22 protein-coding genes, 1 other RNA gene and 1 riboswitch are annotated in these 26,337 nt (G+C 67.3%); of the genes, 11 read left to right on the forward strand and 12 right to left on the reverse strand.

Annotated features, from left to right (window positions below; genetic code table 11):
* Positions 1 to 188: 188 nt before the first annotated feature.
* Together AB1L88_RS00205 and AB1L88_RS00210 are read left to right on the forward strand one after the other, a co-directional pair.
* Positions 189 to 1,313, forward strand: a complete 1,125-nt coding sequence (locus tag AB1L88_RS00205; RefSeq protein ID WP_367094607.1) for an agmatine deiminase family protein — start codon at positions 189 to 191, stop codon at positions 1,311 to 1,313.
* 107 nt (positions 1,314 to 1,420) lie between these two features.
* A complete protein-coding gene (locus AB1L88_RS00210) occupies positions 1,421 to 2,539 on the forward strand; it encodes an AI-2E family transporter (RefSeq protein ID WP_367094608.1) in 1,119 nt (372 codons plus the stop codon).
* Positions 2,540 to 2,683: 144 nt separating this feature from the next.
* On the opposite strand, the gene AB1L88_RS00215 is transcribed toward AB1L88_RS00210, so the two are convergent.
* From AB1L88_RS00215 to rnpB, 5 genes are all read right to left on the reverse strand, one after another.
* Positions 2,684 to 3,427 carry a succinate dehydrogenase/fumarate reductase iron-sulfur subunit gene (locus tag AB1L88_RS00215; protein WP_367094609.1) on the reverse strand — a complete coding sequence of 248 codons (744 nt, stop codon included), beginning with the start codon at positions 3,425 to 3,427 and terminating at the stop codon, positions 2,684 to 2,686.
* A gap of 4 nt (positions 3,428 to 3,431) precedes the next feature.
* Positions 3,432 to 5,360: a fumarate reductase/succinate dehydrogenase flavoprotein subunit gene (locus AB1L88_RS00220; protein WP_367094610.1), complete on the reverse strand. Its 1,929-nt coding sequence runs from the start codon at positions 5,358 to 5,360 to the stop codon at positions 3,432 to 3,434.
* A 70-nt stretch (positions 5,361 to 5,430) separates the two neighbouring features.
* A complete protein-coding gene (locus AB1L88_RS00225) occupies positions 5,431 to 6,294 on the reverse strand; it encodes a succinate dehydrogenase cytochrome b subunit (RefSeq protein ID WP_367094611.1) in 864 nt (287 codons plus the stop codon).
* Positions 6,295 to 6,767: 473 nt separating this feature from the next.
* Positions 6,768 to 7,109, reverse strand: coding sequence for a hypothetical protein (locus tag AB1L88_RS00230; protein ID WP_367094612.1), 342 nt, complete (start codon positions 7,107 to 7,109; stop codon positions 6,768 to 6,770).
* A gap of 233 nt (positions 7,110 to 7,342) precedes the next feature.
* Positions 7,343 to 7,799: RNase P RNA component class A (gene rnpB / locus AB1L88_RS00235), an RNA gene on the reverse strand.
* A 187-nt stretch (positions 7,800 to 7,986) separates the two neighbouring features.
* On the opposite strand from rnpB, the gene AB1L88_RS00240 reads away from it, so the two are divergent.
* Positions 7,987 to 8,484, forward strand: a complete 498-nt coding sequence (locus tag AB1L88_RS00240; protein ID WP_367094613.1) for a YbaK/EbsC family protein — start codon at positions 7,987 to 7,989, stop codon at positions 8,482 to 8,484.
* 120 nt (positions 8,485 to 8,604) lie between these two features.
* On the opposite strand, the gene AB1L88_RS00245 is transcribed toward AB1L88_RS00240, so the two are convergent.
* Positions 8,605 to 11,661 carry a proline dehydrogenase family protein gene (locus AB1L88_RS00245; RefSeq protein ID WP_367094614.1) on the reverse strand — a complete coding sequence of 1,019 codons (3,057 nt, stop codon included), beginning with the start codon at positions 11,659 to 11,661 and terminating at the stop codon, positions 8,605 to 8,607.
* A 287-nt stretch (positions 11,662 to 11,948) separates the two neighbouring features.
* Here AB1L88_RS00245 and AB1L88_RS00250 point away from each other — a divergent pair, with 287 nt between their 5' ends.
* The 7 genes from AB1L88_RS00250 to AB1L88_RS00280 all read left to right on the forward strand — a co-directional run bounded on the left by AB1L88_RS00250 (position 11,949) and on the right by AB1L88_RS00280 (position 18,677).
* The gene (locus tag AB1L88_RS00250) at positions 11,949 to 12,299 is read left to right on the forward strand and encodes a hypothetical protein (protein ID WP_367094615.1); all 351 of its coding nucleotides are present in this window, start codon (positions 11,949 to 11,951) and stop codon (positions 12,297 to 12,299) included.
* A 213-nt stretch (positions 12,300 to 12,512) separates the two neighbouring features.
* Positions 12,513 to 13,640, forward strand: a complete 1,128-nt coding sequence (locus AB1L88_RS00255) for an acyltransferase (protein WP_367094616.1) — start codon at positions 12,513 to 12,515, stop codon at positions 13,638 to 13,640.
* 52 nt (positions 13,641 to 13,692) lie between these two features.
* Positions 13,693 to 13,843: riboswitch (SAM riboswitch) on the forward strand.
* Positions 13,844 to 14,138: 295 nt separating this feature from the next.
* Positions 14,139 to 15,413: a threonine synthase gene (gene thrC / locus AB1L88_RS00260; RefSeq protein WP_367094617.1), complete on the forward strand. Its 1,275-nt coding sequence runs from the start codon at positions 14,139 to 14,141 to the stop codon at positions 15,411 to 15,413.
* A 126-nt stretch (positions 15,414 to 15,539) separates the two neighbouring features.
* Positions 15,540 to 15,812 (forward strand): ubiquitin-like small modifier protein 1, encoded by a 273-nt coding sequence (locus tag AB1L88_RS00265; protein WP_367094618.1) that lies wholly within the window; start codon positions 15,540 to 15,542, stop codon positions 15,810 to 15,812.
* Positions 15,813 to 15,962: 150 nt separating this feature from the next.
* Positions 15,963 to 17,015, forward strand: a complete 1,053-nt coding sequence (locus AB1L88_RS00270) for a ThiF family adenylyltransferase (RefSeq protein WP_367094619.1) — start codon at positions 15,963 to 15,965, stop codon at positions 17,013 to 17,015.
* An 83-nt stretch (positions 17,016 to 17,098) separates the two neighbouring features.
* Entirely contained in the window at positions 17,099 to 18,256 is a 1,158-nt protein-coding gene (locus tag AB1L88_RS00275) for an aminotransferase class V-fold PLP-dependent enzyme (RefSeq protein ID WP_367094620.1), read from the forward strand.
* Between the two features lie 160 nt (positions 18,257 to 18,416).
* On the forward strand, positions 18,417 to 18,677 hold the full coding sequence (locus AB1L88_RS00280) for a hypothetical protein (RefSeq protein WP_367094621.1): 261 nt from the start codon (positions 18,417 to 18,419) through the stop codon (positions 18,675 to 18,677).
* Between the two features lie 384 nt (positions 18,678 to 19,061).
* Here AB1L88_RS00280 and AB1L88_RS00285 read toward each other — a convergent pair whose 3' ends face one another.
* The 6 genes from AB1L88_RS00285 to AB1L88_RS00310 all read right to left on the reverse strand — a co-directional run bounded on the left by AB1L88_RS00285 (position 19,062) and on the right by AB1L88_RS00310 (position 24,963).
* Positions 19,062 to 19,811, reverse strand: a complete 750-nt coding sequence (locus tag AB1L88_RS00285; protein ID WP_367094622.1) for a BON domain-containing protein — start codon at positions 19,809 to 19,811, stop codon at positions 19,062 to 19,064.
* A 382-nt stretch (positions 19,812 to 20,193) separates the two neighbouring features.
* Positions 20,194 to 20,514 carry a hypothetical protein gene (locus AB1L88_RS00290; RefSeq protein ID WP_367094623.1) on the reverse strand — a complete coding sequence of 107 codons (321 nt, stop codon included), beginning with the start codon at positions 20,512 to 20,514 and terminating at the stop codon, positions 20,194 to 20,196.
* A 338-nt stretch (positions 20,515 to 20,852) separates the two neighbouring features.
* Positions 20,853 to 21,959 carry a hypothetical protein gene (locus tag AB1L88_RS00295; protein ID WP_367094624.1) on the reverse strand — a complete coding sequence of 369 codons (1,107 nt, stop codon included), beginning with the start codon at positions 21,957 to 21,959 and terminating at the stop codon, positions 20,853 to 20,855.
* 230 nt (positions 21,960 to 22,189) lie between these two features.
* Entirely contained in the window at positions 22,190 to 22,897 is a 708-nt protein-coding gene (locus tag AB1L88_RS00300; protein WP_367094625.1) for a CAAX prenyl protease-related protein, read from the reverse strand.
* 185 nt (positions 22,898 to 23,082) lie between these two features.
* The gene (locus tag AB1L88_RS00305) at positions 23,083 to 23,745 is read right to left on the reverse strand and encodes a hypothetical protein (protein WP_367094626.1); all 663 of its coding nucleotides are present in this window, start codon (positions 23,743 to 23,745) and stop codon (positions 23,083 to 23,085) included.
* A gap of 165 nt (positions 23,746 to 23,910) precedes the next feature.
* On the reverse strand, positions 23,911 to 24,963 hold the full coding sequence (locus tag AB1L88_RS00310) for a DUF1559 domain-containing protein (RefSeq protein WP_367094627.1): 1,053 nt from the start codon (positions 24,961 to 24,963) through the stop codon (positions 23,911 to 23,913).
* Positions 24,964 to 25,108: 145 nt separating this feature from the next.
* Between AB1L88_RS00310 and AB1L88_RS00315 the strand changes: the two genes are divergently transcribed.
* Entirely contained in the window at positions 25,109 to 26,296 is a 1,188-nt protein-coding gene (locus AB1L88_RS00315) for a tetratricopeptide repeat protein (RefSeq protein WP_367094628.1), read from the forward strand.
* Positions 26,297 to 26,337 lie beyond the last annotated feature (41 nt).

Below are 26,337 nucleotides of genomic sequence, written 5' to 3' on the forward strand. Positions count from 1 at the left end.
CCGCTGCCAGTCTAGTGGGATGGCGAATCGTGGCAAGGCGAACTCGGGGGGGACGGCGGCAAATCGGGAGGGGGGGCGACACGCCCATGACCGCAACCGGGGGCATCGGTTAGGATGGTCCGATCGCGAAGGTCGGGCAGACAGGAGCCTTCGCGCGACTTCCCCGCGATTGGGCCGAGACGATGTCATTGAGCGACGAATCGACCACGACGACCGAGACGCCGGCGGCGCTCGGATACCGATTGCCGGCGGAGTGGGAGCCGCACGAGGCGACCTGGATCGCCTGGCCGCAGAACCGGGAAGATTGGCCGGGGAAGTTTGGGCCGATCGAGTGGGTCTATGCCGAGATCGTGCGGCATCTGAGCCGATCGGAACGGGTCCGGATTTTCGTCGGCTCGAAGAAGGCCGAGCGGAAGGCCAACGAGGCGCTGACGAAGTCGGGGGTGGACCTGGGCCGGGTCGATTGGGTGAGGGAGAAGACCGATCGGGGATGGCTGCGCGACTCGGGGCCGATGTTCGTGGTGCGGGACCGCTCGCATGGCGAAGACGGGGAGCTTCCCCCCGTGGCCCTGGTCGACTGGAAGTTCAACGCCTGGGCGAAGTACGACGAGTACAAGCGAGACAACCGCGTGCCTCGGGTCGTGGCCGAGGGGCTGGGATTGACCCGATGGGAGCCGAGGACACCGATCGACGGCAAGGCGAGGCGGGTCGTGCTGGAAGGCGGCGCGATCGACGTCAACGGCAAGGGGACGCTGATCACGACCGAGGAATGCCTGCTGTCGACGCAGCAGGAACGCAACCCGGGGCTCGATCGCGCCGATTACGAGCGGCTGATGGGGCAGTATCTCGGGGTGACGAAGGTCATCTGGCTCGGGCAGGGGATCGAGGGGGACGACACGCACGGGCACGTCGACGACATCACGCGGTTTGTCGATGCGTCGACGGTGGTGACGTGCGTTGAAGAGAATGAGAGCGACCCGAACCACGCGAGGCTCCGGGAGAACCTGGAACGGTTGAGGGACGCGACCGACCAGGACAACCGCCCCTTTCGGGTCGTCGAGCTGCCGATGCCGGAGCCGGTCGTGTTCGAAGGGCAGCGGATTCCAGCGAGTTATGCGAATTTCTACATTGCCGATTCCGTGGTGCTGGTCCCGACGTTCAACGACCCGAAGGACCGGGTTGCGCTGGGGATGCTGGCGGAGCTGTTCCCCGATCGGACGGTGGTGGGGATTCACGCCGTCGATTTGGTCTGGGGGCTGGGGACGTTGCACTGCCTGACGAGGGACCAGCCGCGCGGGCCGTTGCAAGGCTGAGGTCGGGCCGACGCGATCCATCGCGTTGCCGTGGCATTTCGAGAGCGTTGCGTGGGGCGGGTTGCCGAGGGGCGTGCTCCCGATTTCTAAAGAGAGTTCCGTTGACCATGAGACAAGCTAGCGATTCAGGCTCACCGCGGTTCGCGGAGCGGCCGACCCGATCGCGCCAGGTCGTCTCGCTCGTGATGCTGATCGGGGTGAGCCTGACGGTCGCGGTCCTGTTCTATCAGGTGATCCGCCCCTTGTTCTTGCCCCTGTTCCTGGGGGCGGTGTTCGCGCTGCTGGCGATGCCGATTCAGCGTGACCTGATGCGTCGGGGGCGATTGCCCGACTGGCTGGCGTCGTTGATCATCACGGTGGTCGTGGTCCTGGTGGTGGTGATTCCCACCACGGCGGGGTTCTTCCTCATCAAGGATCAGGCGCAGCGGGCCATCGACCAGGTGGAGCAGGCGGCGCTCGATCCGGCGGCTCGCGAGCGGTTGCTGGAACTGGCCGGGGACCGGCTGCCGATCGACACCGACACCCTGGAGGAACAGGTGGTTCGGTTCTTGCGCGACGGCGAGGCGCTCCTGTTCCAGCGGGCCATGAAGGCGCTCGGCAGCGCGACGGCGTTCGTGATCGGGTCGCTCCTGTTCCTGATCTCGGGGTTCTTCTTCCTGAAAGATGGCGAGTCGATTCTCAGGGCGTGGGAGGATCTGACGCCGCTCGATCCGGAGCAAGACCGCCAGATCCGCTGGCGATTTGCCGAGGTCTGCCGGGGGGTGGTGCTGGCCATCTTGCTGGCGGCGATGGTGCAGTCGATCGGCCTGGGGATCATCATCGCGATCCTCGACCTGATCTTCGGCATCGGGATCGGCCCCTGGATCTTCCTGCTGATGTTGCTGACGGCGATCGCGGCGATGATCCCCTTCGTCGGCCCGCCGGTGGTCTGGATCCCGCTGGCCGGTTATCTGTTCTACGACGGCAAGTACGCCGCGGCGATCATCCTGAGCGTCCTGGGGGCGGTGGTGATCGGGAACCTGGATTATCTTGTGCGGATGATGGTGCTCAAGGGGACCACGGAGATGCACCCCTTGATGGCATTGATCTCGATCCTGGGCGGGGTGCAATTGCTGGGGGTGGTGGGGATCTTCGTCGGACCGATCGTGGCGGCGGTCTTCGTCTCCCTCTTGCGCATCCTGAGGCAGCAGTTGGTGGCCTTCGAGCGGGCGAGGCCGGCGGTCTGACCGGCGCGAATGGGCTTCGGGACGGGCGGTCGATGATCGCCTCGCCGCGCACGGGAAAGGGGTCGGCCTCCCCTGATGGGAACGCCGACCCCAAGCTCGGGTCGAATCAGGAGGGGGCGGTTGAACCGGCCCCGAGGGGTCGGCTCAGGCGCCGGAAAGGCTCGCACGGAGGTATTCGCGGTTCATCACCGTGATGTTCTGCGTGCTGATCCCCTTCGGGCAGACGGCCTCGCACTCCTGGTAGTTAGTGCAGTTGCCGAAGCCTTCCTGGTCCATCTGCTCGACCATGTTCAGGACGCGTCGCTTGCGCTCGACCTGCCCCTGGGGCAGTCGGGAGAGCTGGGCGACCTTGGCCGAGGTGAAGAGCATGGCCGAGGCGTTCTTGCAGGCGGCGACGCAGGCGCCGCAGCCGATGCAGGTGGCCGAGTCGAAGGCGAGGTCGGCGTCTTCCTTGCGGACGGGGATGGAGTTGGCCTCGGGGGCCGACCCGGTGTTGATCGAGACGTAGCCGCCGGCCGAGATGACGCGGTCGAAGGCGGAGCGGTCGACCATCAGGTCGCGGATGACCGGGAACGGGTCGGCGCGCCAGGGCTCGATGTAGATGGACTCGCCGTCCTTGAAGCTCCGCATGTGGAGCTGGCAGGTGGTGGTCTGCTCGGGGCCGTGGGCGACGCCGTTGATGACCATGCCGCACGAGCCGCAGATCCCCTCGCGGCAGTCGTGGTCGAAGACGACCGGGTCTTCGCCGCGGAGGATGAGGTCCTCGTTCAGGCGGTCGAGCATTTCGAGGAACGACTGGTCGGGGCTGACGTCATTGGCCTGATACGTGACCATGCGGCCCGGGTCGGAGGGCCCCTTCTGCCGCCAGATGTGTAGTGTCAAGTTCATGGGATTACTTGTAGCTCCGGGTCGCAAGTTCGACGTGTTCGAAGACGAGCGGTTCGATCACCAGGTCGGGTTCGGCGTCGGGGCCGTTGGACTTCCAGTTCGAGACGTGGCAGAAGTTCTCGTCGTCGCGGAGGGCCTCGCCTTCCTCGGTCTGGTGCTCCTCGCGGAAGTGGCCGCCGCAGCTCTCCTCGCGGGCGAGGGCGTCGCGGCACATGAGTTCGCCCAGCTCGATGAAGTCGGCGACGCGGCCGGCCTGCTCGAGGGCGATGTTCAGCTCCTCTCCGGAGCCGGTGACCTTGACGTTCTCCCAGAATTCCTGGCGGATCTCGGGGATCTTGGCGATGGCCTCGCGGAGGCCGTCGGCGTTGCGGGCCATGCCGCACTTGTCCCAGACGATTTTTCCCAGCTCGCGGTGGAAGGAGTCGGGGGTGCGCTTGCCGTTGATCGAGAGCAGGGTGCGGACCCGGTCCTTGGCGCGGGCTTCGGCCTGGTCGAACTCGGGGTGATCGGTGCTGGCGTCGAGCTTCTTGAAGCGGGCGAAGTAGTCGCCGATGGTGTAGGGCAGGACGAAGTAACCGTCAACCAGCCCCTGGAGCAAGGCACTGGCCCCGAGGCGGTTGGCTCCGTGGTCGGAGAAGTTGGCCTCGCCGATGACGAACAGGCCGGGGATGTTGCTCATCAGGTTGTAATCGACCCAGAGCCCGCCCATGGTGTAGTGGCTGGCCGGGTAGATACGCATGGGGACCTTGTACGGGTCCTCGTCGGTGATGCGCTGGTACATGTCGAAGAGGTTGCCGTACTTGGCGGCGATGCTCTTCTGGCCGAGGCGGTTGATGGCGTCCCGGAAGTCGAGGTAGACGCCGACGCCCGAGGGGCCGACGCCGCGGCCCTCGTCGCAGACCTTCTTGGCGGCCCGGCTGGAGATGTCGCGCGGGGCGAGGTTGCCGTAAGAGGGGTAGATGCGTTCGAGGTAGTAGTCGCGTTCGTTGTCGGGGATCTGGTCGGGGTGGCGCTTGTCACCGACTTTCTTCGGGACCCAGACGCGGCCGTCGTTGCGGAGCGACTCGCTCATCAGCGTCAGCTTCGACTGGTGCTCGCCGTGCGGGGGGATGCAGGTCGGGTGGATCTGGGTGTAGCAGGGGTTCGAGAAGTAGGCCCCTTGCTGGTAGGCCCGGAAGGCGGCGGTGACGTTGCAGCCCTTGGCGTTGGTCGAGAGGTAGAAGACGTTGCCGTAGCCCCCGGTGGCGAGGACGACGGCGTCGGCGCAGTGCTTCTCGACCTTGCCGGTGACCATGTCTCGGGTGATGATGCCGATGGCGCGGCCGTTGGCGATGACCAGCTCGAGCATCTCGGTGCGCGGGTGCATCGTGATCTTGCCGGCGTGGACCTGGCGCATCATCGCCTGGTAGCAGCCGAGCAGGAGCTGCTGGCCGGTCTGGCCGCGGGCGTAGAAGGTCCGGGAGACCTGGGCGCCGCCGAAGCTGCGGTTGTCGAGCGTGCCGCCGTATTCGCGGGCGAAGGGGACGCCCTGGGCGACGCACTGGTCGATGATGTTGGTGGAGAGCTCGGTGAGGCGGTAGACGTTGGCCTCTCGGCTGCGGAAGTCGCCCCCCTTGATGGTGTCGATGAAGAATCGTTGGACGGAGTCGCCGTCGTTCTGGTAATTCTTGCAGGCGTTGATGCCGCCCTGGGCGGCGATCGAGTGGGCGCGTCGGGGGCTGTCCTGGTAGCAGAAGGAGTGGACGTTGTAGCCGAGCTCGGCCAGGGTGGCGGCGGCTGAGCCGCCGGCCAGGCCGGTGCCGACGACGATGACCGAGTACTTGCGCTTGTTGTTCGGCGAGACCAGCTTCAGCTCGCCCTGGTGCCGGGTCCATTTCTGGTCGATCGGGCCGTCGGGGATCCGGGCGTCGAGCGTCTCTTCGAGGACCTTCATACGCGTGCCTTTCCTGATCGGTCGGGGTGAGCGGTTCGGGCGGGGCGGGGGCTCGGCCTCGGCCGCAGGCTCAGATGTCGATGTTGAAGAAGCCGAAGTTGGTCCAGTAGTCGAGCAGGATGAACGCCGGGATCGAGACGTTGCCCAGGACGATGATCGTCGCGGCGGCCGGGCCGACCAGGAACATGCCCTTGCGGTACTTGGGGATGGTCAGGCCGAGGGTCTGGAACATGGCGCTGGCGCCGTGGCTCAGGTGCAGGCCGAGCAGGACCTGGGCGACGATGTAGGTCAGGGCGATCAGGGGGTCTCGGAAGCCGAGGATGACCATCCGGTAGACGTCGCGACGGTACTCGCGGCGGGCTTCTTCGCCGACCGAGTCGGCGGGGATCTCACGAATGGCCTGGGCGGCCTCGGTGGCGATGTCGTCGTCCGGGGATGCGGCCTCCGCGGCGGCGTCGGCATCGGCGTCGGCCTGGCTCGGGCCGAGCTGCGCCGGCTCGAGGCTGACCAGGGTGACGGGACGCCCCTCGTGCTCGTAATACTGCTTGTAGTCGGGGTTCGTCACCTGCACGGTGAAGTGCAGCAGGTGGTAGACGATGAAGGCGAACACCAGGAGCCCGGAGAGCAGCATGGTTCGGGACGCGGGGGTCGCCCGGGTGGTGCGTTCCATGACGTAGCGCTGGGGCCGGGAGGCGCGGTTTTCCTTCGAGACCCAGATGGTGAAGACGATGTGCAGGACCACGGCGACGAGCAGGCCGATGCGGGCGGCCCAGAGCAGCTCGGGCATGGAGTGGAGGAACTCGGCGTAGTTGTTGATCGTCTCGCGGCCGAGGAAGATCTGGAGGTTCCCGACCATGTGGCCAATGACGAAGCCAAACAGCAAGAGGCCGGTGATCGCCACCACGGCCTTCTTCGCGATCGATGAGCGGATCATGCCAGCACCCTACTGAGGAAGACATCCCCGATTCCGAAGCAGCCTCCCGGACCTGGGATCGAGCCGGACGTCCGTTCGTGAGTCGCGGACGCGAGGCCGTCGTCGGCCTCGGCGGACGGACGATTCGAATCGGCTCCGGATCCGCAGGGAGGCGGAGGCGGAGCAGGGTCGATCAACCGGGACGGCGAGAGGTTGCTTTTTCGTATCGTAATGCGTCGGCGACCGAATTACCATCGCTCGGCGAATCGCCGCGAGGTCGGCTCGGGGAGGGGCGGAACGGGGAAGGGGATCGCGCCGGACGTCGATCGCTCGAGCCAAGAGAGTCTCGGCGAAAGGCCGCCCGCATCTTCTGTTTGTTTTAGGGAGTCGAGCCGCAGCGTCAACTCATTCTCGGACAAAAGCGCGACGGCGCGTGAAGGGAGGGAAGGGGCGCGGCAGGGCGTCTCGGGGGGGCGACGACGGCGAAAACGCGGTCAGCGGGTGAGTTCCAGGTCGGTGACCTTCAGGGCGCCGTCGCGTCCGGGGCGGAGCCGGAGGGAGACCGGGCTGCCGTGGCAGAGATTCTCGGCCAGGTCGGCGAGCCAGCCGAGGTCGGGGACGAGGGCGGCGTCGGCCTCGGCAATGACCAGTTCCCGGCTGCGGCCCCGGGGGGCGATCTGGAGGACGAGCTTCGAGTTCCAGTCGCAGTGGCCGGCCGGCTCGACCCAGGAGTCGACGATCGCGCCAATGACCCGCAATTCCACGCTCAGGGCGGAGGAGGTTGCGGGAGCAGGTCGAACCATGCGATCAACAGCGCTGGGTGCGAGAGCACTCATGCGACGGACTCCTTGCTGATCGGACCGGCACGCGGGACATTCTGCCGCGAGATCGGGATTCTCGGCCCCGGATGCATCCATCATAGTGCGCGGTCGTCGGCTCGACAAGCTCAAAGTTCGCGGAACGGTCGGGCTCCGCGGCGGGGAGGAACGTCTGCGGGATATCGGGGGGCGTCGCGGGCGGCCCTGTTGGGAACGGGGGAGGGCCCAGGACGATCGTCCAACGTGGGGTCGGTTCCAGACGGGCGGTAAGCCGGATTCTGTCGGGCGCCCCGGAGGGCGACCGGATGACCATTTCTCTGGGACGCCGGTTTCCCGGCGCCTCGAGCGACCTACCCGGGAGTCGAGAACGGGCCGGGCAGACCCGCGGGGGTGTCCGATCGCTCGAACGCCCCACTGCTCCCTTATTTGGTCTTGCTCCCGATGGGGTTTACCGAGCCAGGCCGGTCGCCCGGCCTGCTGGTGAGCTCTTACCTCACCGTTTCACCCTTACCGCCCCGGCATGTGAGGGCCGGGGAGGCGGTTTGCTTTCTGTTGCACTGTCCCTACCCGGCCCGTCGCCGGACCGGGCGGTGGGCGTTACCCACCATCGTGCCCTGAGGAGTCCGGACTTTCCTCCCCGGGATGATCCCGGCACGTTCGTTTTTGCGAACGATTGCCGGGCCCCGAGGCGGTCATCAGCCCGTCTCGAACCGTATAATGATTCTAGCAGCCGGGACGGCCCGGAGCAATTCAACGCCCGATTCGACCGCCTGCTCGGTCGCCCACGACGCAAACTTGGGTCAATTTTGAGTCGCAGGACGCAAAAATGTTACCCAATCTTCCTAGATCGACTATAATGACAAGGGGTAACCGCATCGATTGGGAGGGTCGTACGATGTGCATCCAGGGATACCTGCAACAGCACCGGGTGCGATTTGAGGCGATGCTCCACCGCCCTGAATCGACGGCATCGCGTCGGGCGCATAGTGTTCATGTGCCGGGGGATCAGGTGGCCAAGGGGGTCTTGATCCGGGCCGATGACCGGTTCGTGCTCACGGTCCTGCCGAGCACGCATCGGGTGGACCTGGAGCGCCTGGCCCTGGTGCTTGAGGCGAATCGGGTCCGGTTGGCCACCGAGGACGAGGTGGGCCGGGTCTTCGTCGATTGCGAGCGGGGGGCCGTGCCGCCGTTCGGCCGGCTCTACGGCGTGATGACCGTGGTGGACACGAGCCTGGCGGCCTGGGCCGAGATCGTGGTCGAGGCCAACCTCAGGCATGAGGATTTGCGGCTGCGATACCGGGATTACGAGGCGGTCGAGGAACCGCTCCGGGCTCGGTTCGCCAGGCCGATTGTCGCGAGACGGCCACGCTCGAGCGGTCGCCAGGCGGGTTGATCAACGCGGATCACCACGCGCGGAGCACCAGGGCCAAGGAGGATTTGGGCAGGTTGGATGTCCCCGAGCCAACTGATTGCGGCTCGGGGGATGGGTCGTTTGAATCGGACGGGCATCGGCTCAGCGACGCGTCGGGGTCGGGGGTTCGCGATCGGCCAGCTCGTCGAGGTCGGGGGCGAAGCCGCGTCTCATCGTGTTCTCGGTGATCGAGCGGGCCAGCAGGAATTCGAGGAGATAGTCGGGGCCGCCGGCCTTGGTGCCGATGCCCGACATCTTGAAGCCGCCGAACGGCTGGCGATCGACGAGGGCCCCGGTGCAGGGGCGGTTGATGTAGAGATTGCCGACCCGGAGCGATCGGGAAACCCGATCGATGTGCGCGGGGCTCCGGGAGTAGAGGCCGGCGGTCAGGGCGTACTCGAGCTCGGAGGTGATGCGGATGGCGTCGTCGAGGTCTTTGGCGCGGATGACCGCGAGGATCGGCCCGAAGACTTCTTCCCGGGCGATCCGGGCCTTGGGGGCCACGTCGGCGACGATCATCGGGCCGACGTAGTGGCCGCGATCGACGAGCGGGCCGACGTCCAGCTCGGCGACGACGCGCCCCTCGGCTCGGGCAATCTGCTTGTAGGCGTTGATGCGATCGCACGCCTCGGCGTCGATGACCGGGGGGATGGCCGGGTCGGGGTCGTCGGCCGGGCCGACGGTCCAGGAGGGCAGGGCCTCGGCCAGCCGCTGCACGAAGGTGTCGTAGATGCCGTCGAGCACGACGGCTCGGGACGCGGCCGAGCACTTCTGGCCGGCGTAACCGAAGGCGCTCCGGAGCACCCCGACGACGGCCTCGTCGAGGTCGGCGTCGTCGTCGATGATGATGGCGTTCTTGCCCCCCATCTCGGCGATGACCCGCTTGACGTGGCCCTGGCCGGGCTTGGTGTCGGCGGCGACGCGGTTGATGCTCAGGCCGACGGCCTTCGACCCGGTGAAGGCGACGACGGCGGTCCTCGGGTCGTCGACCAGGGCGGCACCGACCTCCTCGCCGACGCCGGGGAGGTACTGGATGACCTCGGGAGGCGCCCCGGCCTCTCGGAGGATCTGGACGAGGTGCCAGGCGATGACCGGCGACTGCTCGGCAGGTTTCAGGACGACCGGGCATCCGGCGACGAGGGCGGCGACGGTCATGCCGCAGGGGATGGCGAGCGGGAAATTCCAGGGGGGGATGACCACGGCCACCCCCCGGCCGAAGTAGTCGAGCCGGTTCGTCTCGCCGGGCACGTCTCGGCGGCGGGGGTCGGCCAGGTCGAGCATCCGGCGGGCGTAGAACTCGCAGAAGTCGATCGCCTCGTCGATGTCGGCGGTGGCCTCGGCCCAGGGCTTGGCGCACTCGAAGACCTCCCAGGCGGCCAGCTCGAAGAGGCGGGATCGCATGATCGCGGCGGCCTTCAGCAAGACGTCGGCCCGGGTCCGGGCGGGGGTCGAAGACCAGGACGGGTAGGCCGATGCGGCGACCGTCAAGGCGCGATCGGCGTGGGAGCGATTGGCCTTCGCGGTCCGCCCGACGATGAGGGAGACGTCATTCGGGCTCTCTGAGGTGAGCCGGTCGTCGGTCCGGATGTCGTCTCGGCCGATCTGCAAGGGATACTCGCGGCCGAGCTGGGCGCGGACCTGGTCGAGGGCGGCGCGCATCCGTTCGCGATTCTCGGCCCGGGAGAAGTCGACGGGGGCCTGATTGGCGAAGGGGGGGAGCGTCCCTTCCGGCGGGGCCTCGGTCCGAGGCCGGGTGACGACGGCCCGCATGGTTCCGACCTCCAGGGGGTTGCGGAGGAGTTCCTCGACCGGCACGTCGCCGTGGGCACTGGCCCGGAGGAACGACTCGTTCGACGTGTTCTCGAGCAATCGGCGAACCAGGTAGGCCATGCCGGGCAGCATGGCGCCATACGGGGAATAGACGCGGACCCGGTGCCCTCGGCCGATCAGGGCGCGTCGGATCGGGTCGCCCATGCCGTGGAGGATCTGGACCTCGTAGGCGTCGATCGGGATCTCGCGGACCTCGGCGGCGGCCATCGCGTGGGCGAGGCTGCGGACGTTGTGGCTGCCGAAGGCCGGGCGGAGCCTCCGGTGATGGTCGAGGAGGAACTCGGAGCAGCGCTCGAAGCAGGCGTCGGTTTCCCACTTGCGGGAGTGGACGGGCAGGGGCCAGCCGACCTGCCGGGCGAGCAGGACCTCGTAATCCCAGTAGGCCCCTTTGACCAGTCGGATCGTGACGGGGGTGCCCCGGGCCTCGGCCCAGTCGCGGAGGGTGCGCAGGTCGGCCTCGGCATCGCGCAGGTACGCCTGGCAGACGATGCCGAAGTGGGGGTAGTCGCGGAACTCGGGCTCGTCGAGCGTGCTGCGGAAGATCGCGTAGGTGAGGTCCTTGTAGGCGTATTGCTCCATGTCGACGTTGACGAAGGCGCTGCGAGCGATCGCCTCGCGGAGGATCGGACGCAGGCGGCCGCGGACGCGGTCGGCCGTGGCTTCGGCGGCGGTCGGGTCGAAGCGGGGGGTGAGGCTCGTGAGCTTCAAGGAGAGGTTGACGCGGGGGATCGGGCCGAGGTGGTCGCGGTCGATCCTCGGGATCTCGGGTTCGGCGGCCAAGGGGGCTGCAAGCCCCCGGATCAGGTCGAGGCAGGTGCGCTGGTAGACCTCGGCCTCGCGGTCGGTGATGACGGCCTCGCCCAGCAAGTCGGCCGTGAAGGCCACCCCCTTGCGGCGGAGATTGAGGACGGAGCGGAAGGCTTCCTCGGGGGTGCTGCCGGTGATGAAGCGGCGGGCCATGCGGGTCGCGGCGGCCCGGGCCATACGGGCGAGCATCTTGTCGCCGACCGGCCCAGTCGGGGCCATCGACAGCGGGATGGACATGAGGCTCGGGACCCGGTCGCCGGCCTCTTCCAGATACTCGTTCAGGTGGCGGCGGACGGAGGCCGGTTCGACGAGCGTCGGCAGGGCGTCGATGAACCGGAAGAGCTGGACCTTGACCTCGGGGTCCTCCATCGTCAGGCCCATCAACTGGTCGTCCCACCAGGAGCGGTCGAAGGGGGAGGGGCCCCGGCCGATCTGGCGGAACAGGGTTCGGCCGATTTCCCGGGTGCGTTCCTCGACGGCGCGCGATCCGGGCACTGGTGGTGTTTTGACAACGGTCGCCATCTCAGGTCACCCCTTCCAGAGTCTTCGCCGGGCGGGCGTTATGAGGATTCTACGATTCGGGGAGGCGTTCGGATCGGCTCCGAGGGCGTTCGATGTCGAGAAGTCCGGGGGGAAAATCGTGCCAGGCCGGGGAAAATGCTCGCGTCCTCCGCAATCCCGGGGGTATGAATCCTGTGCAGGCCCTCTTGCCCGTGATGCGAGCCGGGGCGTCTTCTTCCCAGTCCGGGAGGAGCCCGGCCGATCGAGGGGGGAGGGATGCCGACCCTGTGGAGGCTCCGAGAATCCCAATGCGTACCCGACGATCCTGGCTGATGGTGGCGGCGACGGCGGGGGTTGCGTCGCTGGTGGCCGTGGTCCCGGCCCTGGCGGCCGAGCTGTTCGGCACGGTGAAGACGGTCAACCCGGGCGAGAAGACCCTCATCGTCGTCGAGAAGGAGACCGGCGACGAGGTGACGGTGACGGTCACCGACGAAACGGTCTTCATCAACGCCAAGGGGAAGCAGGCCAAGAAGTTCAATCTGAAGGCCTTCAAGAAGCGGGAGGGGAAGGCGAAGGTCGCGATCGAGCACGAGGACGGCGTGGCGTCGAAGGTCACCGTCACCCCCCCGAAGAAGAAGGAGGCCGGCCCGGCGGAGTGACCGGAGGGCCGGGGCTCCGGGCAAGTGCCCGGACCGACTGGCCTTGACGGTTGCGGGCGTCGCCGCGATAACCCGACGCGGCGGCGTCTGCGAACGCCGCGATGCCGGGCTTGCATGAATGCGCCTCGGGCCGCGCGACACGGATGGCGCGGCCGGAAGGGAATCCCTCGACCCGAATCGACTCGACGAACGCGCGACACGGAGGTCCCCCCGATGAGCACCGCGACGGCCCCTGCGATCGCCCCGCCGGCATCGACGAGCCCGGCGAACCCGAGGATGACCTGGATCGACACCTTCCGGGGGCTCTCGATCGTCCTGGTCGTGCTCGGCCACGTGCTCGGGGGCCTGGCCTTCGCGTCGTTCGTGCCCGAGGCGGGCAAGGAGCGGCTCTGGGCGGCGTACGACCTGTTCTACACGTTCCGGATGCCCGCCCTGTTTCTGGCCTCGGGCCTGTTCGCGGCGAGGTCGATCCGCAAGGGGTTGCCGCGATTCACGGGGGACAAGGCCCGGACCCTGGCCTATCCGTACCTGCTCTGGTCGTTGATCGCCTGGGGGAGCCATTCGCTGGTCTCGAGGATGACCAACACGAAGGCCGACCCCCTGACGCCGTTGAAGATGCTCTACGACCCGATGCAGGGGGTCTGGTTTCTCTACGTCCTGTTCGCGGTGATGATGGGCTTCGGCCTCTGGACGGCCAGGGGGGGGAGCCGCGCGGGATTCCTGGGAGTCGGGGCGGCCTTGCACCTCATCGTGCCGCTCTGGGGCGGTGCGCCGTCGATGCTGGTGCAGGTCGGACTGTTCGCCGTCTACTTCGGGCTGGGCCTGGTGCTGGCCGATCGGGTCCGGGGGCTGGGCGAGTGGCTGACGCCGAGGCGGCTCGTCTGGTTCGTCCCGCTGGCCTTCGGGCTGATGAAGGGGGCCGTGGCGCTGGGATGGGCCGAGCATGCGTGGCTGGATCTCGTCCCGGCATTGTTCGGGACACTTGGGATGTTCGGCGTGGCGATGGTGCTCGACCGCCTGCCGGGGGTCGAGTTGCTGCGGCATTGCGGCAGGCACTCGCTGCAGATCTACGTGGCGAGCGGCCATGCCTCGGTGGCGACCCGGATCCTCCTGTCTCGGGGGCTCGGCGTGGCGGGCCTGCCGATGCACATCGTCCTGGGGACCGCGGCCGGGTTGCTCGTGCCCCTGGCGCTGGTGGCGGCGTGCAAGGCGGTCGGGTTCCGCTACCTGTTCACCTGGCCGACTCCGGAGGGACACCGCGAGGGATCGAGGGCCAGGGCCGGGGCCCGGGGGCCGATCGGGGGCCATCGCCCGAGGGTCGTCGGCGCGCCGAGCCCTTGACTCGATCCCCTCCGTCGCGGTACTCTTGTGCAACTTTCTCAATCCGGCACGCATCTTATCCAGAGTGGCTGAGGGACGGGCCCTGCGACGCCACAGCAACCGATCCGCCGACCTGGGCGGATGCTGGTGCTAATTCCCGCCCACCGAGCGAGCGACCCCCGCCGGGTCGCCGTGTCGGCTGTTTTCTTGGGGAGAGATGAGATGGCCTCCAGAATCCTTCCGGCTCACGCCGCAAGGTGCTCCGGATCAGCCCTGCCCCATCGCCTCGACTCGCCTTCCTGCCCATCATTCGCTCTGGAATGAGACGGCGCTGCCGGATCGGAACGGATCATGGCACCTTGGTCCCGTCTCGGAACCGTTCCGAGGCGTGATGGCCGGTGCCCGGACCCGTGCCGGCGCTCCCGTCGTGCGGCCGAGACGCCCTCCCCCAATCAGGCGTCGACAGGGTGAAGCATGATGCCTTTGGGAGCTGCCGAGCCGACCTCGGGAGAATCTCCGGTGAGCTCCGAATTCGTCCGCGGCTTGACGTGTCGCCTCTGCGGTAAGCAGTACCCCAAGGAAGCCCTCAACTTTTGCACGGAAGACTTCGGCCCGCTCGAGGTCGAGTACGACTACGAGGCGATCGGCCGGGCATTGAGCCGCGAGGCGATCCAGCGCCGTCCCCGGACGATGTGGCGCTACAAGGAACTGCTGCCGATCGACGGCGAGCCGACCGTCGGCTTGCAGGTCGGCTGCACCCCCTTGATCAAGGCCAATCGCCTGGCCGAGGCGCTCGGCATCCGCGAGCTGTACATCAAGAACGACGCGGTCAATCACCCGACCCTCTCGTTCAAGGATCGCGTGGTGGCCGTCGCGTTGTCGAAGGCCGTCGAGCTGGGCTTCGACACGGTCGGGTGCGCCTCGACGGGGAACCTGGCCGGGTCGGTGGCCGCGAACGCGTCGGCCGCCGGCTTGAATGCCTACGTCCTGATCCCGGACAACCTGGAGCAGGGGAAGGTCCTGGGGGCGACGATCTACGGCGCGAAGGTCGTGGCGATCAAGGGGAATTACGACCACGTCAACCGGCTCTGCTCGCAGATCGCCTTCCGGTTCGGCTGGGGATTCGTCAACGTGAACCTCCGGCCGTTCTACGCCGAGGGGTCGAAGTCGATGGGCTTCGAGATCGCCGAGGACCTGGGCTGGCGGACGCCGGATCATGTGGTTGCCCCGATGGCCGGCGGCAGCCTGATCGGCAAGATCTTCAAGGCGTTCAAGGAGCTGGAAGGGCTGGGCTTCGTCGATCCGGTCAAGACCCGGATGTTCGGCGCCCAGGCGACCGGCTGCAATCCGATCACGAACACGGTGAAGACCGACGCCAAGCGCGTCAAGCCGGTCCGGGACCCGCAGACGATCGCCAAGAGCCTGGCCATCGGCGACCCGGCCGACGGCTTCTTCGCCTCGAAGCTGATGCGCGAGACCGGCGGCTGGGGCGAGGACGTGGACGACGACGCGATCGTCGATGCCATGAAGCTCCTGGCCGAGACCGAGGGGATCTGGGCCGAGACGGCCGGCGGCGTGACCCTGGCCGTGACCCGCAAGCTCATCGAACAGGGCAAGATCGACCGCGACGGGTCGACGGTCATCTGCATCACGGGCAACGGCCTGAAGACGCAGGAGGCGATCATCGACCGCATCCCGCTCCCCCCGGTCATCGCGCCGAACCTGGCCGAGTTCGAGTCGCTCGTCGGCGCGAGCACCCCCGCCGAGTCGGAACTGGCCCCGGTGGGTGCCTGAGTCTGGATGCGAGTTTGCTTCGGGTCGGGGCGGTGCCTCGGCCCGGATGCGCCCGACGCGAACGAGGCGTCGGCAGCGTTTTTCCCGAGATCTGTCGCAGTGCATTGAAGTGAGGCAGCGCCCCCGATGGCCAAGGTCAGCATCCCTACCCCGCTCCGTCCGTCAGCCGATGGCCAGGCGTCCCTCGAAGGCGCCGGTTCGACCGTCGGCGAGGTCCTGGCCGATGTCGGCCGCCAGTACCCCGACCTGCACAAGCGGCTCTTCGCGGGCGAGGGGCAGTTGCACCAGTATGTGAACGTCTTCGTGAATGACGAGGACATTCGCTTCATGGACGAGCTGGATACCCCGGTGAAGGAGAGCGACGAGATCGGCATCATCCCGGCGATCGCCGGGGGCTGACCCCATCGGACTTCCTTTCGAGGCCGGGCGATGACGGGCCGGCGGGGGACGGGGCCGCCCGTCCCCGCCGGGGTGATGGGCCCGGCCTGAGCGGCCGACCGCTTCGGAACACTTCTCTTCTCCTGAAAACGAGTTGAATCGACAACGACCATGCAACCCTTCGCCGACGTTCCCGCCGAACTCGAACGCTACAGCCGCCAGATTCGCTTCCAGAACCTGGGCGAGGACGGCCAGCGCAACCTGATCAACAGCCGGGTCACCATTTGCGGCTGCGGGGCGCTCGGCACCGTGCTGGCGAATCACCTGGTGCGGGCCGGCGTCGGCTTTGTTCGGGTCGTGGATCGCGACTTCATCGAGACGCACAACCTGCAACGCCAGATTCTCTTTGATGAGAACGACGTGGTGGACAACCTGCCGAAGGCTGAGGCGGCCGCCCGGAAGCTCCGGGCGATCAACAGCCGGGTGACGATCGAGCCGGTCGTGACGGACATCGATCATACGAACATCCTCGACCTTGTTTCCGATGCCGACCTGATCCTCGACGGCACCGACAATTTCGAGACGCGCTACCTGATCAACGACGCGGCCGTGAAGCTGGGCAAGCCCTGGGTCTTCGGCGGGGTGATCGGCAGCGAGGGGCAGACGATGACGATCCTGCCCGGCGAGACGCCGTGCCTGCGATGCGTCGTCGAGACGAGCCCCCCGCCGGGCATGACCCCGACCTGCGAGACGGCCGGGGTGCTCGGGCCGGCCGTGGCGGTGGTCGCGTCGTTCGAGGCGGTCGAGGCTATCAAGATCCTCGGCGGCAAGCATGGGTCGATCAACCGAGAGTTGATCATGTTCGACATCTGGGACTGGTCGTTCCGCCGCCTGAAGATCGCCTCGCTCAAGGGGAAGGTCGATTGCCCCTGCTGCGGGAAGCAGGACTTCGAGTGGCTCGAAGGGAGGATGGGGTCGCACACGACGGCCCTCTGCGGGCGGAACGCCGTGCAGGTGGCGGCCCGAAGGGATGCGCCGCTCGACTTCGCCGAACTGGGCGGGCGGCTCGCGCCGCTCGGGGAGGTGCGGCACAACGCGTACATGCTTCGGTTCGCGACCGAAGGATATGAGTTCACGGTGTTCCCGGATGGTCGGGCGATCATCAAGGGGACGAACGACATCGCCAAGGCCCGGACCCTGTACGCCCAATTCGTCGGGAGCTGACGACCGCCGAGGGGAGCCGCCCTCTCCGCCAGGCCGACCGCATCGCCGTCCTCGCCCGGACGATTTCTTCCTGGGAATCCCTGATGATCTATCTCGACAACGCCGCCACCAGCTTCCCCAAGCCCGAGTCGGTCTATCAGACGCTCGACCGCTTCGCCCGGACCCAACTGGCGAATCCGGGTCGGTCGGGGCACCGGATGGCGACGGAGGCCGAGCGCGCACTGGATCAGGCCCGGCACACGCTCAATCAGTTCTTCAACGGCGAGGAGCCGGAACGCTGGATCTTCACCCTGAATTGCACCGATGCGCTGAACATGGCGATCAAGGGGGTCGTCAATCCGGGCGACCACGTGATCACGTCGGATCTGGAGCATAACTCCGTCAGCCGCCCCCTGGTGGCGATGGAACGGGCCGGGATGATCTCGCTGACCCGGCTGGCCTCGCACGACGGCTACCTCGACCCCGACGAGCTGCGGGCGGCGATCACGCCGAAGACGAGGCTGGTGGCCCTGACGCACGCGGCCAACGTGCTCGGGACCGTCCAGCCGATCGAGGTCATCGCGCCCATGGTCCGGGAGGCCGGGGCGCTCCTGCTGGTCGACGCGGCGCAGTCGGCCGGGCTGGTGCCGATCGACCTGCGGAAGACGCCGATCGACTTGCTGGCCTTCCCCGGCCACAAGGGCCTGTACGGCCCGACCGGGACCGGGGCCCTCTACGTCGGTCCTCGGGCCACAATCCGGGTCTGGCGAGAGGGGGGGACGGGGGGCGATTCGAAGCACCCGGTCCAGCCGGAGGAGCTTCCCTATCGCCTGGAAGGGGGCACCCCGAACGTCCTCGGGATTGCCGGGCTGGCCGAGGGGGTCCGCTGGGTCGCCGGCCAGACGATCGAGGCGAATCGCCGGCACGAGGTCGATTTGTTGCAGCGGGTCGTGGACTGGGTCGAGGGGAACGGCGACGGCTGGCGGGTCGCCGGCCGATGGGATCCGGCCTCGCACGTCGGCGCCCTGTCGCTGATCCCTCCCGATCAGGACGTCTTCCCGTCGCAGGACCTGGCGCTCGGCCTGGACGCGAGCCACGGCATCGCCGTCCGGGCCGGCTTGCATTGCGCCCCTTATATCCACAAGGCGCTCGGGACCTATCCCGACGGGACCTTGCGGGTCAGCCCCGGGCCGTTCAACACCTCGGAAGACATTGAAACGCTGCTGAAGGCCCTGACCGAGATGACGGCCGGGGTCCTCTGATGCGGCCGACCGGCCGCGATTGCACGAAAAAGTTCGGGGTCGAGTCTTGCGAAACGCCTCTCAGGTGGCCAAGCTACTAGGCCTGGGGAGAGAGGAGACCACCTGGATTGGAACGGGTGGCGACTTCCCCGGATCGATCCTCGACTCAAGAAGGTGCACCGTGAAGGCTCTTACCTCCGGATTCTCGATCGCCGCGTTGTTTGCCGCCCTGGTCGTCCTGCCCGGTTGCGGCGGTGGCGATGAGGCGGTTCCTCCCGCCGATGACGCCGCCGTGACCGAGCCGATGCCCGGCGATTCCGCGATGCCCGGCGACGACCTGATGCTCGAAGGGACCGAGGACACCGGCGCGATGGAAGGTCCCGCCGGCGACCTCGACGCGCTCGACGCCCCGGTCGCCGAGCCGGAACCCGCGACCCCTTGATTTACCGACCGTGATTGGCTTCCGAAACCTTCGATCGATCGTTCTCTCCCCGGATTGATTGGACTGTTGGTGTCGGGACATCCCGGAATGCGAAACGGCCCGCCTCGGTCCTTGAGACCGGGGCGGGCCGTTTCGCGTGCGACCGCCTCGGGCCGGGAGGATGATTCCGGCGACCGATCGGGCGGATGATGATGAAAACGACCCGGAGGGCCGGGGCACCGCCGAAACGATGCCTGGCCCTCCGGGTTCGGAAGTGCCTCCCCCCGCCATTGCACGGGGCCCCGCACGGCAGACCGGTCCTTCGCCGAGGGCAAGCGGCCTGACGATCCGTCGGGAAACGTCTCGCCAGGCACAGGCTCGCCCGGTCGGGTCCGGGGTCCGATCTCAGTACGCGAACAAGCCGAACGGGTAGGGCGTGAAGAACGGCCGGGTGTAGTGCTTCTTGAAGTCGAGGAACCAGATGCCGTCATCCCACCGCAGCGTCACCGCGCGCCAATCGAGGGGGACTTCCGGATACGGATGGATCGGGCCGATGTTCGGCCACGCCTGCCAGGGGTAGGCCGTCGGGTAACCGACCGCCGAGAAGTTGGGGTAAGGGGCATAGCTCGGCCAGGCGTAGTTGGGGTAGCCGGGGGTCGAGGCCTGGGTGCCGCCGCCGAAACCGGCCGGGCCTTCGGGCAGCGGGCCGCCCATGCCGGCATCGCCCGCCATGGGAGCAGAGCCCATCATCGGGGCGCCGATCGGGCCGCCGTCGAAGGTGCTGCCCGAATGGAAGCCGCCGTGGGTGCCGCCGTGGGTCGCGACCTGGTACTGGGTCGGCTGGACGCTCTCGTCGTTGGAGACGAGGATGCCGTCGAGCACCGTGTTCACGCCCGGGAGATAGCGCACGCGTTCGATGGCGGCCGAACGCTGCGCGGCGTTGGAGACGGTGCCCGAGAGGGTCACCACCCCATCCTTGGCCGAGATAGAGAGTTGCTGGCCCGAGAGGGCCGGCAGCGACCGCAGGGCCGCGGCCACGTCATCGGCGGCTTGCTGGTTCGAGACACGGTCTCCGGCCATGGCCGGGGCCGCCGCGACCAGGGCCGCGGTCAGCACGCCCGATGCGATCGAAATCCGTTTCAGCATCGCGATCATTAGGTCCATCCTTTCCCGCCGATGGCCGATCGTTCTCCGGGCCCGGTCGTCGAGCGGGGAGACGACCGGTTCCCGTCGCACGCAGTCCCGGGAAGTCCGGGACTCGGCCCGGGCCGAGTCCGACGGCACCGCGCCGAGGTCGTAAGGCTCCATGTCGGGCTCTTCCGCGAATCCCTCTTGCAGACGCAGTCGCCGAGGACTGGCACCAGGAGAGCGAAAGGGAAGGACAGACGAGCCGACGAGCGAACGCTGGTGCATTGATCGGAACGAAACGGACGCGATCGGCGGGAAAAAAACCGGGGCCAGGCGGCCCCGATGAGGATGGGATCGATCAGGTAGACCTGTCCGGTCAGGGCGACCGCCTCGGCCCCCCTTTTGGGGATCAGGAGGTCGCGGTCCCCTCGGGGGCGATCCAGACCGCCTGGGATTCGGACGAGTCGCGGCCCCCTCCTACGGTCATCCCGATCAGCAGGGTCGTCATGGTCAGCCCGGCGAACAGCCCGAATTCGGAATCCTGATGGCCGCAGAAGGCTCCCGCGATGCCCAACCCCACGACCGCCACCACGAACGCCAACTGTCCGCGCTCGACCCACCGGGGTCCCGCGAATAACCGGGTCAAGCAGAGGGCGAGCACGCCGAACACCTGAAAGAGAATGACCAGCGAATCGAAGACGAAGCCGTGGTGGACCGGGATCAAGTCCATGCGCATTCCCTCCTTGGGCAGACGTTGGTCGGCGGACCGGGAATGACCCGGTGCGGACGTTCTGTGATCCGATTCCATCGCATCCTGCGTCGGAATGGCAAGAGGTGATGCTCGCCTCTCAAGCAGAGCCGGTGCCAAAGTGCGGGCGAACGCGGATTTCAGCCAGATCCCCGGCAGTTCAAGGGGAATTCTTGAGCAAAAAGAACCCCCTCGCCCGATTTATTGTCGGGGAGAGGGGGGGAATCCGAACAACATTCAGCGTCATTCTTTCAATCGATTTCACTCGGAAAAGCTGCGCAAACGTCCCGGGTTGCCCGGGCGGCCGGCTTACCTCATCCTCAGGGTCGATTCCCCTGGTTGCGGTTGCGGAGCTGTTCCATGGCCCGGCCTCCCATGCGCTTGATCTCGGAGACGCCGGTCACGTCGTTGACTTTCCACCCGCTGCGTTCCTTGCGGACATCGATGCGACGCTGCAGCGTGCTGCCGTAATCGCCTTGCTTGCGCAGGATGAAGCTGACGATGCCGGACGCGGTCGGTCGACTCATCTGGGCGACCTCGAAGCCCTCGAAGTCGTCGGCGATGGTGTTGAGTTCGTCCTCGGAGAGGCTCATCTCCCGGATGGCCTGGAAGGTCCGCCTCCGGCTGGACGTCTCGGCCTCGCGAGGCGCTCGGAGCGCGGTCGCATCGCTGAGGCCCTGGACGTCCTTGGCCTTGATGGCGTTGAGGAAGGCGTCGACGGCGCCGCGGGGGGAATCGAAATCGGCGGGCTCGGTCGAGCCGGCGGCGCCGGGGAAGCCGCCCTGTTCGCCCGGGAAGCCGCCCGGTCCCCCGGGAAATCCGGGGGGGCCGCCGGCCTCGAACCCACTGAACCCGCCTTGCGGGCCAGCCATGCCGGGCATCATCCCCTCCATCTCCATGGGAGGGGCGCCGGGCATGGCCCCGCCCTGACTCCCCATCATCGCCATCATGGGATCGGTCTGGCCGGGCTGGCCTGGGCCTCCCTGCTGAGCAGGGCCGCCGCTACGCCCTCGTTCGGCAGACGGGTCGTTCGCCGAGTTCACGGCGGCGAGCATTTCGTTCAGGGCGGCATCCCCCGCCAGGTTTCCGTCTGGAGAGGCGGTCAGGCCCCCGGCCATGGGAGAGACGGGAGGATTTTCGGCCCCCGGTTGGCCGGCGAGGGGGCTGGCCGCGCCGGGCCCGGAGCTGCCAGGACCCGGGGCGAAGCCGCCCGGGGCGCCCGGGAGAGGGGCACCTTGCGGCCCGGCAGGGGCGGCAGCCGGGGGCCCTGGGGCGGGGGGGGGGGCCGGGGCGCCGCCGAAATTCGGATCTCGCATGTCGACGACCGGGACCTCGTCATCTCCCCCCGATCCTCCGCCGCAACCCGTCACGCACAGGCAGAGGGCGATCGCCGGTAAGCCGGCCAGCCAGGCATCGATGCGTCTCATCGGTCTTCGTCCTCCTGCTCGATGGAGTGATCGGAGTCGGGAGAGCCACGGCAACGGGGAAGTGCCACGCGAGTCGTCGACTCGAACGATCGCGTGACGGTTGCGTGCTCGCCCACGTGCTCTATTATGCCGACGTTTCTGCCCGGGGAGAAGGGTTGAAACGACGATCGTCGCGTCGTCACAACGCGTTCCGTCGAGGAAGCGGCGTGATCGCGGGCCCGGGGCGTTCGTCACCAGAAATGATACTCGCCCGTGGACAGGACATAAATTCCCAGCACCAGATTGGCGACAGCATGGCTGACGACGCAGGCCGAGACGCTGCGGGTCAGGTGCAGCAACCCGGCCCAGGCGAGGCCCGTCAGCAGGGCCGGGAGCCATTCCGGGTGGACCATCATGAATGCGACGGAGGTGATGGCCGCGGCGAGGGGCGTGACCCGGCCGATCGGGACGCGACGGAAGTCATCGGGGTCGATCACCACTCGCATGAGGAACGATCGCCAGAACAGTTCCTCGAAGATCGGGACCAGGACCACCAGGCCGATTAACCGGACCGAGACGAATCCCCAGTAGGCCCCCGGGCTGAGGACATTCGGGTCGAACCCCTCACGAGCCCCTCCGCCCAGGAAGGGGAGCGGCGGATACCGTCCATCGAGTCCGACCCAGGCGGCCGTGACGACGACGCCGAGCACGATGGCCAGGAGCCAGCCGCCGACGGCGGGCGTCTTCCTCAGGTCGGCCCAGGCAGACCGGCCGAAGACCACCATGATGATCGCGGTCAGGACGGCCTTGAGGGCGTAGGCGACCGGGTACCACGTGGTTTGTCGGCCCTCCGGGATGTACGCCTCGAGCTGCGTCAACAGCAGATAGGCGAGCATCGGAGCAACGTAAGGCGCGAAGGTCCAGAGGCTCGCGACCTCGCTCTTCGAATCGGTGGACATCGGTCAATAGCCCCGCGGCGACCCTTGAACGGACAGTACCGCAGGGATCATGCGACGCAATCGACACTGGTGCAACACCCTGGCCGTCGATCGGGCACGATTGCGTCGAAGGGGGAACCGTGGTGCCGGGGCGTCCCTGCGCTCGGAACCGGAGGATGCTGGTCGGGTGGGGCGATCGCCCCGGTTCACGTCGCGGGGCTGGGATCGCCCTGGTCGGGAGGCGCATATTGGGGAGAGGCGAGCATGGCCTCGAAATGCTCGACGATCTCGGGGTGTGCCGCTCGGTGAGGCCCGAGCAGGTCTTCGGCCTGCTGGTGGATCACCCGGTTGCGACGCTCGATGATCTCGGCGACCTCGATTTTGATGAAGTCGTCGAAGGCGGCGGAAAACTTCTTCTGGAACTCGGGGTAGAACTGTTCCTCGCCGGTGCGGGCCGCGACGTCAGCCTTCAGGGCATCGATCTCCTCTCGGAGGTTTTTCCCGGTCTGGTCTTCCCAGCGTCGGATCACCTCCCGGAGATGGTCGAGTTCTTCCTCGGCGTCGAGGTTGGGCATGAACCGAGGGGGATCCTCGGTCGAGTCGCCGGCGAGGTAGGCCTCGTACCGGTCGAGGCGGTCGAGCAGATCTTCGGCGTAGTCGTACTCGAGTTGCTGATACGTCAGGCTGGTGGCGTTGATCAGCTCGCTGAGTTCGGCCTGCAGCTCGTTGAAGAGCTCGGGGTTCGATTCGATGGCCGCGGAACCGCCGGCGGACGGATCGTCATTCGCCTGCGGTCGGCAGCCGAGGGTCGGTACCAGGAGCGAGAGGAGCATCACGACGGTGGGCGATAGGGCTCGGAGAGGGCTCACGGCATGGTTACCTGAAGGCGGATGAGAGAGGTTGTGCGCCGAGGGAAAGGAGATCGACCACGACGACGGCGGATGACGGCGTTGTGGTCGATCAATCGCGCGGACTCTTGATCAAACGCGCGGGAATTCGATCGGGTTGGTCCTAATGTTTTCTCAGGATCGCGATCAATACTGATCGCTGGAGACCAGTTCGTTACCGGCTCGGGTGCTGAGCCATCGGTAGACGTCGCGATTGATGGTCTCCTTGATCCCCCGCACGCTGCCGTCGGCGAACAGGAAGTTGACGACGCCGGCATGCTGGCTGCGGTAGCCGAAGCCCACCCGCCAGTTCCGGCTGTCGCGGATCCCGTTCGCGTCGTCCGTGTGGTCGGTGACCTCGAAGTTGATGGGGACGTTGACCGTGGCGGTCGTCCCATTGGGATTCGGCCACGTGAACCAGTCGCACGATTCGAAGAGCGTCTCGCCGACGGCGAAGGTGTTGCTCGTGCCGTCGATGATGTCGCGAATGGAGGTCGTGCCCCCGGAACGATTCATGATTCCGGTATGCGTATTTCCCTCGCCGAAGCCATTTTCGCGGGCGACCGGGAGGCTGGTGGTGTACGGCCACCAGTTCGGGTCGTCGGGGTGATTGTCGCCGAGGCTCCCGACATAACTGAGCTTCGGGCCCGAGTTCAGCGCGGTGTTGTTCGTGAAGTTCCAGCCGACCCCCGTATCGACGCGGACGTATTGCGAGAAAGTGGGTGAGGGGTCGCTGGGGCACATCAACGTACTGATCGGCGTCATGGTCCCGGTGTGGTTCATCTGTGTATGCGAACCACCCGGGCCGCCGGCCACCCCGACGCTGAAATTGATCGCGTTGTAGACGGGCTGCTGTTCGAGATACGGCAGCGCCATGGCGACCCAGCTATGGCCCCAGCGCGCCTCGGGGTGGACGCCGGGAGTGGAGGCGTTGTAGACGGGCGTGGCCCGCCAGAACGAGGTGGGGAAGGCCCCCACGGTGTCGTGATAGTTGTGCAGGGCGATGCCGATTTGCTTCATGTTGTTGGTGCATTGCGCTCGCCGGGCCGCTTCGCGGGCGGCCTGGACGGCCGGCAGCAAGAGCGCGATGAGGACACCAATGATAGCGATGACCACCAGGAGCTCGATCAGGGTAAACCCGGGGGATCGAGAGGGGCTGGAGCCCGTCGTGGTCCGTCTTGGGAGAGGGGAATGGACCATGCCGAAGCGTCTCCTCTGATTCGCTTGTCAAGCCTTCATGCACGACTCATAATGAAAGGCGATTGTTATGCTGGGGTATGCGTCGACCCGAGTCAACAAAAAAGCTGTCTGAAAAATTCCTTTCCTGAGTTGGCGGATGTTCAAGATGTCGAAGGCACGATGGCTCGGATGCGCGGTCGTGACCGCGGGGGTCGTGACATGGTCGGTGGCATGGTGGCAAGGGCGGCCCGACCGGCATCTCGAGCGGGCCGAGCAATGGCTCGCGGGCGGGAATCCCAATGAGGCATTGCAGTGGCTCGATCTCCCGGCCGAGGTGCCGAGGACGCGCGATCGGGCCTTCTTGCTCCGGGCTCGGGCGGCGATCGAGCGGGGGCGCCCGTCCGACGCCGTCGGGCCGCTGGATCGGATCGATCCCGATGGTCCGCTGTCGGCCGACGTCTCGTTCTGGAAGGGCAGGACCCTGATGGCGGCGGGGCAATCGCTCCGCGCGGCCTCGTGGTTCCGGGATGCGCTGCGGAGGCGTCCCGAGCAGATCGAGACGCTTCGATGGCTGGCCGCGGCGTCTTATGAACTGGGCGACATCTCCACGGCGATCGATTCCCTCAGGGCCTTGACACGGCTCCGGCCTGACGACGCTCCCGCGTGGCGGACCCTCGGACTGATCCAGAACGAGCATGCCGAATACGAAGAGGCCCGAGACGCCTATCGGGCGTCGCTCGATGCGAGTCCGCACCAACCGGATGTGCGCATGGAACTGGCCGGAGTATTGATGGAACTCGGCCGCCATGACGAGGCGATTCGCCTGCTCGAGGCGTGCCGGGGGTGGGTCGACGAATCGGACCGGCTGGTCCTGCTGGCCCGGAGCCTGTACGAGGTGGGAGACCGGGCCGGCGCCCGGCAACACCTGGAGGAGGGGCTGGGCGCGGACCCGGGCGATGCGGCGATGCTCGCCGAGCGGGCCCGCATCGACCTGGCCGAAGGGGCGATCGTCGCGGCGGTGGAGGCGCTCGATTCGGCCCTCGCCCGGGAACCGGTCAATGCCGACTGGTTCTATCTCCGGAGCCAGGCGAACCGGCGATTGGGGGAGACGGAGCAGGCCGATCGGGATCTGGCCCGCTCCCAGGAACTCACCGAGGTGAGGACCACCATCTCTGACCTGATCCGAGCGGCCGACCGGGCTCCCGGCCAGGCCGAGGTGCGGTATCGGCTCGGGACACTCTGCCTCGAATTGAATGATTCGAAGATGGCAGCGGCCTGGTTCCAGGCCGCCCTGGCCTGCGACCCGAACCATGACGCAGCTCGGCAAGGGCTGCTCAGCCTTCAGGGGCCTTGAATTCGAGCACCCCGAGGATCTCGGCGCGGGGGCGGAACCAT

The sequence above is a fragment of the Tautonia sp. JC769 genome, from assembly GCF_040717455.1.
In the GTDB taxonomy this organism is placed as follows: Bacteria; Planctomycetota; Planctomycetia; order Isosphaerales; family Isosphaeraceae; genus Tautonia.